Annotated in this window: 13 protein-coding genes; 7 read left to right on the top strand and 6 right to left on the bottom strand. The window is 38.4% G+C overall.

Features of this window, described 5'->3' with window-relative positions; translation table 11 throughout:
- Position 1: 1 nt before the first annotated feature.
- From IM797_RS21590 to IM797_RS21575, 4 genes are all read right to left on the bottom strand, one after another.
- Positions 2-3454 (bottom strand): SusC/RagA family TonB-linked outer membrane protein, encoded by a 3453-nt coding sequence (locus IM797_RS21590; RefSeq protein WP_194129274.1) that lies wholly within the window; start codon positions 3452-3454, stop codon positions 2-4.
- 66 nt (positions 3455-3520) lie between these two features.
- A complete protein-coding gene (locus IM797_RS21585; protein WP_194129273.1) occupies positions 3521-4636 on the bottom strand; it encodes a FecR family protein in 1116 nt (371 codons plus the stop codon).
- A gap of 8 nt (positions 4637-4644) precedes the next feature.
- Positions 4645-5511: a serine protease gene (locus IM797_RS21580; protein WP_194129272.1), complete on the bottom strand. Its 867-nt coding sequence runs from the start codon at positions 5509-5511 to the stop codon at positions 4645-4647.
- A gap of 275 nt (positions 5512-5786) precedes the next feature.
- The gene (locus tag IM797_RS21575) at positions 5787-7250 is read right to left on the bottom strand and encodes a PLP-dependent aminotransferase family protein (protein WP_194129271.1); all 1464 of its coding nucleotides are present in this window, start codon (positions 7248-7250) and stop codon (positions 5787-5789) included.
- 87 nt (positions 7251-7337) lie between these two features.
- Here IM797_RS21575 and IM797_RS21570 point away from each other — a divergent pair, with 87 nt between their 5' ends.
- The gene (locus tag IM797_RS21570; RefSeq protein ID WP_194129270.1) at positions 7338-7784 is read left to right on the top strand and encodes a GNAT family N-acetyltransferase; all 447 of its coding nucleotides are present in this window, start codon (positions 7338-7340) and stop codon (positions 7782-7784) included.
- A gap of 136 nt (positions 7785-7920) precedes the next feature.
- On the opposite strand, the gene IM797_RS21565 is transcribed toward IM797_RS21570, so the two are convergent.
- Entirely contained in the window at positions 7921-8460 is a 540-nt protein-coding gene (locus IM797_RS21565) for a hypothetical protein (RefSeq protein WP_194129269.1), read from the bottom strand.
- A 283-nt stretch (positions 8461-8743) separates the two neighbouring features.
- On the opposite strand from IM797_RS21565, the gene IM797_RS21560 reads away from it, so the two are divergent.
- The 4 genes from IM797_RS21560 (at position 8744) to IM797_RS21545 (ending at position 11774) form a co-directional block, all read left to right on the top strand.
- Positions 8744-9775, top strand: a complete 1032-nt coding sequence (locus IM797_RS21560; RefSeq protein WP_194129268.1) for a hypothetical protein — start codon at positions 8744-8746, stop codon at positions 9773-9775.
- 158 nt (positions 9776-9933) lie between these two features.
- Positions 9934-10494 (top strand): hypothetical protein, encoded by a 561-nt coding sequence (locus IM797_RS21555; protein ID WP_194129267.1) that lies wholly within the window; start codon positions 9934-9936, stop codon positions 10492-10494.
- A gap of 532 nt (positions 10495-11026) precedes the next feature.
- On the top strand, positions 11027-11347 hold the full coding sequence (locus tag IM797_RS21550; protein ID WP_194129266.1) for an HTH domain-containing protein: 321 nt from the start codon (positions 11027-11029) through the stop codon (positions 11345-11347).
- Between the two features lie 70 nt (positions 11348-11417).
- Positions 11418-11774 (top strand): DUF2625 family protein, encoded by a 357-nt coding sequence (locus IM797_RS21545; protein WP_194129265.1) that lies wholly within the window; start codon positions 11418-11420, stop codon positions 11772-11774.
- Here the strand turns inward: IM797_RS21545 and IM797_RS21540 are convergent.
- Positions 11761-12537: a hypothetical protein gene (locus tag IM797_RS21540; protein WP_194129264.1), complete on the bottom strand. Its 777-nt coding sequence runs from the start codon at positions 12535-12537 to the stop codon at positions 11761-11763. The genes IM797_RS21545 and IM797_RS21540 overlap by 14 nt on opposite strands.
- A 153-nt stretch (positions 12538-12690) precedes the next feature.
- Between IM797_RS21540 and IM797_RS21535 the strand changes: the two genes are divergently transcribed.
- Positions 12691-12903 (top strand): hypothetical protein, encoded by a 213-nt coding sequence (locus IM797_RS21535; protein ID WP_194129263.1) that lies wholly within the window; start codon positions 12691-12693, stop codon positions 12901-12903.
- Between the two features lie 96 nt (positions 12904-12999).
- Positions 13000-13647 (top strand): heavy metal-binding domain-containing protein, encoded by a 648-nt coding sequence (locus IM797_RS21530; RefSeq protein WP_194129262.1) that lies wholly within the window; start codon positions 13000-13002, stop codon positions 13645-13647.
- Positions 13648-13688: the final 41 nt, after the last annotated feature.

The raw sequence follows: 13688 nt of genomic DNA, 5'->3' as shown, positions 1-13688 counted from the left end.
TTTATTGTTTAAATGATGCATTTAAAGTGAAACTGAAAGTCCGTGTCATCGGATAGGTTGAGTTGTCCATGGCGGGCCCCGCAATTCGATCGTCCCGATTAAATGATTCCGGGTTTACGCCTGGATATTTGGTAAAGGTGACTACGTTATTTACGCTTAGGCCAAGATTTAGGTTAGAAATAACCTTCAACCTACTCAACATTTTTTGAGGTAGGTTATACGATGCGGATATGTTGTTGATACGTACATATGAAGCATCGTAAAGATTAAAGTCGGTAAAATATTGGGTGAGCGGCCGGATTCTTCCAAAGCCCCTGGAGTCATTTAAGGGATTTACCAGCATCTTTGGGTATACTGCCTCCACATTGTCCGGTGTCCATCTGTTCAGGTTCAGTTTCAGCAGGTTTTTGGGATTGGTGGAGGCAAACTGGAATTGTGTTTCCATGACCGACCAGTTTTTCATGGCACCAATACTGTAGCTACCCTGTACACTTAGCGCAAAACCTTTCCAGTTTAACCGGCCATTGAAACCGCCGTAAAAATCTGGAAAAGAATTACCCAACACAACTTTATCCGCTTCTGTGTAATTTGCAGTCGCCGTCCCGAAATCTACCCAGCCGTTTCCATTCACATCCACCAATCGGACCTCGCCTGCAGCCACATGTGTAACCTGATATTGCTGGCCTGGGTTGAGGTTTCTATAATACGCAGCCTCTTCTGCCGTACGGAACAAACCATCCGTTTTAAAACCATAAAATAAGCCAATCGGGCTTCCTACCCGTAACACAGTAGCATCATAGGCGGAATTGCGCTTCATCGTAGCATCCATTCTTACCAATTTGTTCGTGTTCCTTGCGATATTGAACCCCAATACCAAACTTGTATTTTTTGTTCTCAGCAAGTTGGCATTCAGATCTAACTCTATTCCCTGGTTATCAATGTCAATCAAATTGGCCATGGTACTTGTAGTGATCAGTCCGGTACTCATGGGTAATGTATAATTGAATAGCGCACCCCTGGTCATCTTTTTATAATAACCTATGCTACCGTTCAGGTTTACCTTTTTAAATAAACTAAAATCAAGGCCAAGATCATATTGCGTAGATACCTCCCACTTCAGGTTTTCGTTGGGAATCTGTTTGGGTATTGTAGCCACGCTATTGTTGTAATTGGCAGCTTCAAAAGTACTCATCCAACCATAGGCGGCTACTGCAGTGTTGGCCATGGTACCAACGCTTGCCCTTAATTTGAGCATTTCTATTGCTTTTACTTTTTTAAGTAATCTGGTATCGCCAATGTTCCAGCCAAGCGCCGCCGACGGAAAATTAGCAAAGCGCGTTGAAGGTGCCATTCTGCTGGTCCCGTCTCTTCGAATAGAGAACGAAGCCAAATAGCGTCCGCTATAAGAATTGTAGTTTGCCCTGAATATACCTGACACCAGCGCTGCCCCATAAGCCGTTCCGCTGGGCGGTTGGGGATTAAGGGCTTGATAAGGGGCATTCAGATAATCATCCTCAGGGAAATCATACAAGATCATGCTCTCGTTGTAAAACGTATTTTTCGTATAGGCAAATGCAGCAGTGAAATCTACATTGTGATTGGTAAAAAACGTTCTGGAATAATTAAGCCGCGTATCGGCTTCATACTTGCGCGTCTCTGTCAACGATTTGTCCATTCTGCCATTTCTAGGCAAAACGGTGCTATAATTATTACTTCCTATTACGGTGGTCCGATCGTAATAATTTTCGGCTTTGTTTGAAAAATTGTTCGTAGATAGAATGGAGGTCCATTTCAGGCCCTTCATAACATTCACCTGAACATTCGCAGCCAAAGTATAGTTAAAAATCTTTGAGTCCCTGTCTACCCCTTCCAATTCAACTAAGGGGTTTCGATAACCCGTATTTGCGGCGGGCACGAAAATCGATCCGTCCGGATTATAGGGTGACATATCCGGTCGCATCAGGAGTGCATCACTTAAGTTACCTACGGGCTGAGATACATCTTGTTGGTAGCCATTTACAGAGAGCGCAAATTGCACACGTTTGTTTTGGCGTGAATCAATCCTGATGTCTATATTCTTTCGGTCTGAGCCGGTCTTTTTTATCTGGCCTACAGTTTTGTCCAGGCCCAGGCCAATATTATAACCCAATTCGCCGCTTCTTCCCGTTAGGCTCAGATTGTGGTTAACTTTGGTGCCGTCCTGGTAAAGTACATCCATCCAATTGGTTTCTGCCTCACCAAAGTACCCCGTATTAAAAAAGTTATTATAGTATGTATGGGTATTGAAATTGATAGGTGCACCGTTACCATAATCGTTTTCATCCCGAATGCGGTTGGTAATTGATTCCGCAAGGAGCATCTTAAACTCGCTCGCATTAAGCACCTCTAAAGATTTCATTAATTTATCAACTCCATAATTCATCCTGTAGCTGATCATGGGCGTACTGGTTAAGCCTGTCTTGGTTTTGATCATGAAAACCCCTGCGGCACCGCGTGAGCCGTAAATGGAAATGGCGGATGCCCCTTTCAGCACATCTAAAGAAATAATATCATTGGGATTGATGCTTGACAACCTGAAAGTTTCGTCCATGGGAACATCATTGATCACTACCAATGGTGTCAGGTTTCCTGTTAGACTGGACACCCCCCTTAATATGATCATCGGCTCCTGTCCAGGCTCACCGGTCCCCATCATCGTCATCATCCCCGGTACCTGCCCCTGTATAACTTCAATGAGATTGCCCGATGGGTTTTCCTGTATCAGTTTCATGTCTAACCTTGAAGTGGCATCTGGATTATTCTTTAAAGTGGTTGCCCCTCCGTATCCGGTAATTACGAGTTCATTTAAGCGGTTACTATCTTCCTTAAGTGCTACGTTGATGGTACTGCGGTTGTTAATTCTGATCATCTGAGTTAACATACCCACATAGCTGAATTCGAGCGTAACTGCATCATCCTCCACCCTAATGCTGTAAAAGCCTTTGTCATCGGTAACCGTGACATTGCCTTTCTTTCCAGTTTTGATACTAACCCCTGGTATAGGCATGTTAAGGGTATCGGTCACCCTGCCCACGATGGTTCTGACAACCTTCTGATTTTGTTTTTTTACCCATTCTGGTTCATTAATTTCTGTAACCATATTGTAAACAGGCTGTTCCTTCCGGTTAATGATAATCTCCCTGCCTTCTATACTGTATTCAAGTGAATGGTTGTTCAGAACGTTTTTCAGCACCGCTTCTAGTGGTTCTTGTTTAAAGTTGGCTGGAAATTTTCTAGTATTTTCTATCAATTCGGAACGGACCAAAATTTGAAAACCTGTTTGTTTCCTGATTTCATTGAACAGCTCCTTGAGATTGGTTTCGTTCTTGTTGAAGGTTATTTTTTGTGAGTAGCCATAGGTGACGGCTACCATAAAAAAAATGATCGTTAAATAAATTCGTATAAATTTATCCATCTGTTAGTGGTTGTTTAGGTTTATAGTTGATGCTTGGTTTGGCTTTAGCAATTGTTGATTTGGAGATTATTTAGTCACAATTACCCTCCTTCCTGCCAATTTAAAATGAACGCCGCCAGTCTTCTCAAGACGGTTTAAAACGGTCTGCAAGTTGTCATACTGAGAAATCCCACCAAAAAAACGTGCGTTTTGATCTACATTCTGGTAGATGATCTCCACATCGTACCACCTGGAGATCTTGTTCATAATGCTGAATAGGGATTCATCATCAAAACTAAAATTACCGTCGATCCATGCTATAGCCTGTGTCGGATCAACCTTTCTGGCACTAAAATTTTGATTTTTCAAGGTAGCCTCCTGGGCCGGCGATAGTTTAATAACATGCTTTGAGTTGGACAGCTCTACAGAGCCCCTGATCAGCGTGGTGCGCGTCTCTGGATCGGTGCTAAAAGCACTTACGTTGAATGCAGTGCCTAAAACTTTGATCTGCTGACCTTTTGAACGGATGAGGAATGGACGGGACTTTTCTTCAGCAACCTCAAAATAAGCTTCGCCATCAAGCTCCACCAGGCGTTGTTTACTGCTAAACTTCATTGGATACCGTAATACGGTTGCCGTGTTGAGCCATACTTTAGATCCATCTGACAATACCAAACGGTAAAGGCCACCCCTGGGGGTCGTTAAGGTAACAAGTTGAGATGGCCGGACATCTGTAAAATTGCCAACCTCAGATCCGTCTTTATAGCGAATGGTGTTATCTCGTAATGATATTTCTTTCTTTTCACTGCTTAAATCAATTTTCTCACCATTTGGCAGGGTAAGCACGGCTTTGCTACTTGCAGACAAGATCGGCTCATCAATGTCCATGTAATTGCGCACCCAAAAAAAAGAAACCGTCACAAGCATGAATATTACAGCGGCATAGCTCAATACTTGAAATGGAAATGACTTGCTTTCCAGGATGATATTTCTGAGCTTTGTCCTGTTGCTTTTGACACTACGTATAGTTGCCTTATCTGCCGGGCTATAGGCTGGCATGTTCTCAAATTCATCGGTCGCCATATTTGCCAGATGTTCTTTTCCACCTGGAGTGGAGAAGTACTCCATGAGCCATTCTGCCTCCTCTATTGAGCACTGCTGCATTAAAAATTTCTGATACAGTATATTTATGTGTGGTTTCATACGATTGTTTAATAGATCAAAGCTTTGATGGTTTTAACCGGAACAATACCCCTCAATATCATTTGCAGATGCATCGGTTCCTTGGCAGAAGTATAAAGCGGGCGGGTGGTAGATACAATGCCTACTAAATTTCCATTGTTATCTAAAATAGGACCACCACTAGAACCCACAGCATATTCGCAACTCACGTACATGCGTTCCCTCAACGGGTTCTTCGCATCAGTGCTGTTCCGGGCAACTGTGCCCTTGCTGTAATAATAAAGCTCCTTTCCTTTGGGATGACTAATGGCGTGGACCGTAGAGGCCACCATTGCATCTTCGCCGAGGGGGATGGGACTAAGTCTGATATTTTTAGGATTGATCTTGAATATCGCCACATCGCCTGTTTCGCTATAAGTCAGAACTTCCTGGATGGGAAATATGTTGCCGTCAATGTCTGAAATGTACACATGTTTCTTGAGCATTGTGGTATCTGCGGCCCCTCCCAATCCTGTCGACGCGAATACGTGGTAATTAGTGAGACATAGTCCATCTTCGGTGAGTACGATTGCAGTCGCATTAATCGCTGTGTGCATATTATCGCATTTTCCACAATCATAAAAACTTCCAACCATCAGGACACCACGGCTTCGAAGCTTGTAAAGCTCTTGTGCTGAAAGTTCTTCCTGAGGCGAATCAGGCAGCTTCACGCTAATTCTTTCTTCTGCCCTGACTTTGCTGATATCAGACAAAAACATGTCAAACTCGGTCATCTCGGTGTGAAGTGTTTGTTTTTCTATTTTTTTGATCAGAAGGTCATAATCAGAAGAAATATTGAAGACTTCACGCTCGTTCACTTGTGCATGAACAGAACAGGAAACGGCAGACAGAAACAATATAGCGACACATTTTACAGTAAGAAGTTGGTCATAAAACATAGAGACAGTTTGGGTTTATCAGGTTCCTTTTTTCTATATACAATTGAGTACAACGAAATCTCTGCTCACTATTATTTTTTTTTTAGAGATCATATCAAAACTGATCTAAAGCGGCTATTTTTATAGATAGGGAATAAACAGAATTGGCCAGGAACTTCCTGGCCAATAAACCGTTAATATTCAGAAAGGAGCAGTAGAACCTGATCTATTAGAAAACTGAAAACAAATGGTATTTATTTTTCTTTAGCCTTAAATTTCTGAAATTGCAAAACTAAAAGGTCAACAGCATTCTCGAGTTCCTTTTCATCCATAGAGGCGAATCCAAATCGAAATGCATTTTGCGCTATACTAATCCTTTTTATTTTTAATCCGTTCATTACCTCTAAATGGCCGATGGGATATTGAGGAAGTAACTTGATCCAAATAGCCATACCACCAGTAGGCAACCAATAGGTTATATACTCACCCAGCTTCTCTCTTAGCAAGGTATCTAGATGATCTCGCCTGCTATGATATATTTTCTTTGCCTTTTTAATATGTCTTTTCAACTCTCCATCTTTTATCATCATAGCAAGTGCATTTTGCATATATCCATCACCTCCCACATCAATAGCATTGCGTAAAGCTGTGCATTGGGTTACAAAATTTTGCGGAGCTACCATAAAACCAATTCGTATTGCAGGGTCTAACATCTTTGAAAATGAACCTATATATATTACATTACCGTTATGGTCTGCACTTGCAAGTGGCAGATAAGGCGATGAGCTATAATGATAGTCATAATCGTAATCATCTTCTATGATAGTGAATAAAAACTCATTGGAAAGTTCCAATAATTTCATCCTTCTCTCCACACTAAGCATGACTGTTGTGGGGTAATGATGATGAGGAATGACATATACAGCGTCTATTTTGATTTTCTTACACAATTCTTCAATGGCATAAACATCAATACCATCGTTATCCACATCTACCTCAATGATATTGGTACCAGTTTCTTTAAAAGCATTATTAGCAATCAGATAATTTGGTTTGCCAATGATAATCTTTGTGGAATTATTTAACAAGAGTTGTGATGAAAGGTAAATGCTCATCTGTGCTCCATGCGTAATCAAAATATTTTCTGCAGTGATATTTAGTCCTCTGGTCTCAGATAAGTAACTAACCAGTTCTTTTCTTAGCTTTAATGTACCTTGTTCAGTACCAATATGTGCATCCTTTACGGAATGTTTACGTGAAGCAAGTGTGCGATAAGTTTTTAGTAGATCATCTATCGGTGATAACCCTACATCTGGATGTCCATCGTCAATAATAATATCAAATACCGAGGTAATGCCAACTGATAATCCACTTTTTTCGACAGTTCTAAACGGTAAACTAAACTCATTTTTGTAAGATTTCTTCAGCTGTGATTGGCTCCAATCCTGAGGCTTTAATACAGGTATATGCTCAGCTACTGAAACCTGTTTTCTTGGAACAATAACAATCCAGTCTTGCGCATTCAACTCCTCGTAAGCCGCTATTACCGTTTTTCGGTGAACGCCAAGAATTTTTGCAAGCTCCCGGCTTCCTGGCAAATGAGTTCCGGCTTTTAACACGCTATTCCTTATTGCATTGATTATAGCCACCGCTATTTGTCTGTAAACAGGAATGTTAAGGTCTTTGTCAATCTTTACAATTCGGTCAAAAGGTATCATCTGGACTACAATATATATCAAATCTGGACTATAAAGGTAGTCCAACTTTCATATAGATTTGCAGCGTAAAACAAAATAACTTTATAAATGGATTTCAAAATTAAAAAAGCAGGTCTTGAAGATTTACACACAGTCACCGAATTGTTTAATCTTTATCGAATTTTTTATCGTCAGGCAGACGACTACGAAAAATGCAAAACATTCATCAATGACAGGTTGAGCAACGAACAGTCCACCGTCTTCTTAATTTTCGTGGATAACAAAGCGGTCGGATTTGTGCAATTGTACAAACTGTATCACTATATTAAACTGGCAAAGCAGTATCTGTTGAGCGATTTGTTTGTCCATCCCAATTATCGGGGCAAAGGACTTTCAGTAGCCTTGATAGACAGTGCCAAACAGTGGTGCGATGAAACAGGTGCGTGCGGACTGATGCTTGAAACAGAAAAGACAAATGATATTGGTAATAAGCTGTATCCCCGTTGCGGATTTGAATATGACGGATTGCACAACTATTACTATTGGTGGAAATAAATTAAAACAATCTCTTTAACTAATTATAGAATATTATCGCAGTACTATCTGATGTAAATTGCATTTTAAAGTCAACAGCCCTGGCAATGCCAGGGCTGTGATTACATATTAATGATATTTTTGCTTACAGATACCCCTACTTCAAACGGAATATAATCTGCCCTGTTCCTCTTAAACCATCTTTCTTTCTCGTTTTTCCGGTACTTTCAACTCTGGCTTTAAGTTTCCCTGTTTTAAAAAGATGAGTTATTCTATTTGCTTGTGTTTTTGCTCTTACTTCATCGGGGAAAGCCTGTAAAACATCTTCCGATGTAAATTCATCTTGCAATATCCCAGAAGATAAAACACTATTAACGTGTACGGTAAGGTTTTCTTGCATTGGCTCATAACCTTTTTCTTTACGATCCAGAAGGACTTGTTGTGTTTCGGCTGGCAATTTATCAAAATCAGGGAAAGCAAAATCGGGATTGCCAAATTCAAAATATCTCAAACCAAACACATTAGCTATCTGTTCGGCTTTTTTGAAACCAATAACTCTGTTAAACTTAAAAATATTCTTAATATCCGTTATCCCAGTAAGTATAAGTTTGCCCAAATCAGCTTCCTGCATTTTATAGTGCATTAGATAGGCTTTTATTTGATCGGTGAACTCTTTTACTGCATTTATTTTCTCCATAGTCTTTTTAATTCCAAATATATGTATCGAAAGGGAATATCTGATATAGGGACTAAATTCAGCATATAAAGTTATGATGCAGTTGGTATATTTCACCAGGAATTTGATCTATAATGGAAATACCAATAAAGTTGACCGCTCCCCGCCAACATTCCTAGCTCCATCGTGGATAGATTAGTATATGGTATCCAACGCTGAAATTCATCAGGCAAATCCTCAAGAAAAGCAAAAAAATAATCCTATAATTGCTGTCCAGGTATCAACAATATAGACAAGTTATACTATGAAAACAATTCACGCAACAATTATCATTCTATTTAGCCTGATTTCTTTAGGATGCAATTCACAAAATAAAGAAACTTATTGGCGAATCGAGACTATTTACAGAGCAGATAAAAAACCATTCATTGGTTTTACTGGGGTATATATGGATGAAATTATTGATTACAATTTTCATTTTATCAAGAAGAATGATACAATCCAATTTGATCTGCCTGAAAAATTTCAGGTGAACCTTAAAAACTTTAAAAGTTTGAGGCAAATGAGGTTATTAGATAAAGATTATTATGAAATGTATGATTTTGAATTTTCCGGGGATACATTTTTAATAAAATTTAAGGACAATGCGACCACCTCAAATTCCAAAAATACCATTATAGAATTTAAAGAAATTACTAAGGAAGCGTACACGAAAGACATTGTAGAGGAAATTGCCCATCAAAAAGATATCACTTCTAAAATTGCTGCTTTAAAACTTGATCTCGAAAAGCATCCTCAGATTGTTCTAAATCCAACTAAAAAAATGCCCACTAAAATAGATAGTTTAATGGCCAATACTGGTGAGGAAGTATTGCTTCGTACCCCCACAGGAATTCAACTGAGAGAATCGGGCGATTTAAAGAATGAAGTTTTTGGAAACATTAAAATAGGTACGTTGAAAGATCATTCGTTAATCTATGATGTGCTACATAAAGGAGAGGATTATGGGTTAAAACAACTTACGCTTTGGCTTTCGACAGATTCTTCAGCTTTTAGTATTGATGATTTCCTTGCCAAAAAACTAAATACTTATACTTTTAAAAGAGAAAAAAATAGTGTTGTAGGTTATGATATTGGCTTTGATGAAAAAACCAACCAGGCCGTTATCAACTCCTTTTTTACGCTTAAGTACATCAAGTCGGGTGATACGCATATTTTTATTTATGGAAACGTTGATCGCTCTGAAATGAAAAATTACCCAAATGCAGCTGAGATGAATAAGATACTAAACTTCAATTATCAATTGTCTGAAAACATTTCCCTTAAAAATAATTAGCGAGATGAAACGATTGCTCGTCTGTCTGTTTTCTTTTTTAACACTTGGGTGTACAGCAGATTTATGTGCTCAGGTAGTAAAAGATAAAGATTTTTACCATGAAATCAGCAATTATGATTTATCAAAAATCATTGCAGCAGAACATATTATAGCAGAAGATGCCGAACTTTTACATCCATTTCACTTCTATAACAAAAGATTCTAATAATCCTTATCAATATCTGGTTACAGGAAAAACGAAAGTTAGAGAAACCATTAGAACTTTTTCCGGCAAACTTAAGGTGATAAGGGCTGTAATTCAAAAAAACAAAACCTACCCAGAATATCAGCTTGGTTACGCTATGGGAAATTTTCAGCTATATGAAGATAAAAATTTTAGCGCTACGGGATCACTAATTGGAAGTTTTACTACCCGATTTATCATTGATCATCAAAAGAACTTTCGCTATGATGCCTTGAAATTTAATAGTGATGGCTTCAGAAACAATCAGTTCCAAGGTATTTGGACCAGTTACCGCACAAAAGTTGCCAAAAAATGTAACTGGGGCGATTACCGGATTCCAGAAAGTAAAAAATTAGATATCGGTGCAGGAGAATTTACTCCAGATTTTAAATATTCCAACAAAGGGTGGAAATATTTAATTCTTACCAGATTTGGAGAAACTGAAGAAGATGTCGATTTGGGCAAGAAGAAAGAAAATGAAAAGTGGTGGGAATAGGAAAGTTACCCATTAGAACCTATAAAAAGAATATAGTTAATTTATCTATCGTAAATCTGGCAATCACATATTAGATTTAAGAAGAAGTTTGTATCTATATCACTCATTCTTGTTTTTTGCTTATAGTCATCATAATGATCATGTAGCATACCGTGTAATGAGTAATGATTTAATCTATAAAAGGTATAGCAATAAACAAGGAAAGTATATCTGGAGTGATATTCATGAACGAAGCCTACCACCCATTTTACGATCTTAATAAGTATTTTAAAATTCCAAGTGTTAAGGATAGTTTATATCATGCGCCAGTCCAAAAAATGAATTAGTTATTTAATTTGATCGAATTGACATTTGGTTACAGTAATAGGCCGTTATCACATAGATATAATTTATTTCAGATTAAACACAGCTGTAGACTCTGTGGAATATAAAAAAGAAGCGGTGAACGATCCTCCGACCACTCACCGCTTATCTAAATTAACGCCTTTAGATTTGTATCAAGCTAAGTAAAGAGATAAAGCAATACCCTACTATGACTTTTAAGTATCAGGAACAAGTTGGCGGTTTTGTTACTGAACTGGGATATAAAGCGCAGAAAACATCAACCCTTATTCCAAGTGACACTGTAAATGACACTGTAAATGGCACTCTAAATGACACTGTAAATAAGGATAGATTAAGCGTGATTTTAGAGGAGATTTTCAAAAATAATCACGTGTCAATTGATGATTTGGCAAAGACAATTGATGTAAGCAGGAGAACCTTGATCCGTGACCTTGATAAATTAAAGGAACAAGGCCGTATTAGTAGAGTTGGATCAGACAAAACAGGATATTGGCAAGTTAGCATATAATTTGTAATACCATTTGATCTTGGAAAATAGTGGTTTATCCTACTACTCAACAGCACTATGTCAATCCAATATGAAATCATTTGAGGAACTCGTTAATACAGATGACCCAGGCTGGCCCCTGGTGTCAGAATGGATTAAAACAGCTAAAGGTAAGAACCTAGGCAACATATATTATTTTTCGCCGGATGGTTTGGAATATGAAGCCTTGGACATCACCTATTCGCAGTTTCTAGACTTTTGCTTTAACAAAGACCTTAATGTTTTTTACAAAGGCCTGAGGTGGGATAATTGGAAAGCGGATGTGAAAAAGATTGATGGCAATCAGGTGTTCAATTTCGTACCCGCTCTTTGGACTATTGTGTTTGCGAAAATGAAAGTGGCGAAAAACCAGTTTTGCCTTAATTCTCAAATTATTACTTCTTCTTAAAGTTATCAAGCAGAGTCAAGTTTGTGTTATATATCATCTGATAATGGTCGAACAAACTTTTTTCAACTGGTGTGAAAGGAGAATAATTATAGCGTACCGTTGTTTTAGAACCATTTTCGGCTAGAAAAGTTACGTAGACAATAGCACCACCTCCAAATTGTTGGACAATCTTTTCACTAATAAAAGGAAAATCATAAGATTTAAGAGATGGATTGATTGCTATCCGAACCTGCAAAATCTTTTCAGTTGCTCCTTTATTCCCCACCGCAGTTACTACTCTATTATTTTTTATAAGGAAACATTTTGTCCCATTGATAATGGTGTCCTTATCTTTTGTTAAGTCTGAAATACTTAAGCCATTGCTAAGATAAGGTTCATTAAAAAAGCGAATCCCAAGTTTATTATCAGATGCCTTGTAGGTTCGGATTGATTTAGCAGTTACTTTTTTCTCAAGGTCAAAACTCATTCCGATCATCTCCCGGTAATTGGTCAGATTATAGTATTGAAGTCTTTTACCTGCCGAAAGCTCTCTCGTAACCCCGGTTCCTAGATCAGTTTCGCTATTAGAATATAGCGTCCTGATTGACTCCAGGATAAAGTCATTCCGCACCAAAAAGGTATCTACTTTGTTAAAAACTGGCCTGTCTGGATGTCCAGCCTCCATTTGCATTGTTACGATGGCCTCTCTGGTATCGCTTTGGGCTTTGCTCACCAAAAAGCAAAATATACATGCAAGTGTTAATAAAGTCTTGTTTTTAAACATCTGATCTACCAATTTATAACAGTAACATAGGTGTGGTGGTTCATTTGTAAGTTGTTAATGTAATATAGGATTAGAAAGTAACAAATACAATTTTATTACGCCAATGCGTCACTTGCTAACTCCAATTACTGTTCTCGCCTGGTTAAATATTCTTTGAAAAAAGAGCCACAGTCCCAAAACGGAATTCAGGATGCTGGTGATGCATTGTGGTATATCATGGATACCGATGCCTGGCTAGAATTGCAAACCATAGCATCTAAGCCCGCACTTGTGGGAAGAAGCTATTATAAAACTTATTTTACTTGCTTTATAAGTGATGAAATTGCTAAAAAAATAGTAAGCGGCGAAGCCCTCACCTTAATTTAACATTCTAATATAGAATAAAATATAGCTATATAGAAATATTGCTATTTTAAAATAATAAGTGCGACATTAGAACATTATCTATAATTAACGACTCCTATGGCTACCCCTGTTTGCCCCAATTGCAATAGAAAATTAGATGGCTTGCTAACCTCCAGATATCTCATTTCTGACGCTGCTACCGCATTTATCAATAATTTGAAGGAAGATAAGGCTAAGGCGTATTGCAACAGTTGCGCCACCCCGCTTATTCAACAATATCTGGCGGCGGTAAAAATGGAAATAGAGATGCTAAATAATAAATTACAGCCTAAACTGCATTTGGTTCCTATTTTAACGACACATCAGCCTACAAATTGGGAATATGATCCGATTGGCATTGTTAGTGCTCAATCAGTAAGTGGCACAGGTTTATTATCAGAAATATCTTCTTCATGGGCCGATTTCTTAGGTAGCCAATCAGATGCATTGAGCAATAAACTTCTAAATGGTGAGAACCTTTGTAAAAACAAATTGAGGTTTAGCGCATTACAGTTGGGCGGAAACGCGGTAATAGCGACAGATATTGATTACTCGGAAGTTGGTGGCGGAAAAGGTATGTTGATGGTTTGTATGGCAGGCACTGCAGTTGTTGTAAAATCGTGGTCGGACAATTTTGCCTTTGTTAAAGAAGAAATTGACGAATTGAGTATTCAAGCCTTACGGCTTGCGGAATTGAACCGGATTAAGGTTCCGCCGTTGAGTTGAATTCATAAAAAAGTTAGACAAAAAATTAATATTATATTTAG

This window comes from Pedobacter sp. MC2016-24 (genome assembly GCF_015223055.1).
In the GTDB taxonomy this organism is placed as follows: domain Bacteria; phylum Bacteroidota; class Bacteroidia; order Sphingobacteriales; family Sphingobacteriaceae; genus Pedobacter.
This window is presented reverse-complemented; position numbering and strand designations above follow the sequence as displayed.

What these genes read in the sequence shown, in the direction of transcription:
- IM797_RS21590 (WP_194129274.1), bottom strand. Translation starts at nt 3,454, where the DNA reads ATGGATAAATTTATACGAATTTATTTAACGATCATTTTTTTTATGGTA.
- IM797_RS21585 (WP_194129273.1), bottom strand. Translation starts at nt 4,636, where the DNA reads ATGAAACCACACATAAATATACTGTATCAGAAATTTTTAATGCAGCAG.
- IM797_RS21575 (WP_194129271.1), bottom strand. Translation starts at nt 7,250, where the DNA reads ATGATACCTTTTGACCGAATTGTAAAGATTGACAAAGACCTTAACATT.
- IM797_RS21570 (WP_194129270.1), top strand. Translation starts at nt 7,338, where the DNA reads ATGGATTTCAAAATTAAAAAAGCAGGTCTTGAAGATTTACACACAGTC.
- IM797_RS21565 (WP_194129269.1), bottom strand. Translation starts at nt 8,460, where the DNA reads ATGGAGAAAATAAATGCAGTAAAAGAGTTCACCGATCAAATAAAAGCC.
- IM797_RS21560 (WP_194129268.1), top strand. Translation starts at nt 8,744, where the DNA reads ATGAAAACAATTCACGCAACAATTATCATTCTATTTAGCCTGATTTCT.
- IM797_RS21555 (WP_194129267.1), top strand. Translation starts at nt 9,934, where the DNA reads ATGCCGAACTTTTACATCCATTTCACTTCTATAACAAAAGATTCTAAT.
- IM797_RS21550 (WP_194129266.1), top strand. Translation starts at nt 11,027, where the DNA reads ATGACTTTTAAGTATCAGGAACAAGTTGGCGGTTTTGTTACTGAACTG.
- IM797_RS21545 (WP_194129265.1), top strand. Translation starts at nt 11,418, where the DNA reads ATGAAATCATTTGAGGAACTCGTTAATACAGATGACCCAGGCTGGCCC.
- IM797_RS21540 (WP_194129264.1), bottom strand. Translation starts at nt 12,537, where the DNA reads ATGTTTAAAAACAAGACTTTATTAACACTTGCATGTATATTTTGCTTT.
- IM797_RS21530 (WP_194129262.1), top strand. Translation starts at nt 13,000, where the DNA reads ATGGCTACCCCTGTTTGCCCCAATTGCAATAGAAAATTAGATGGCTTG.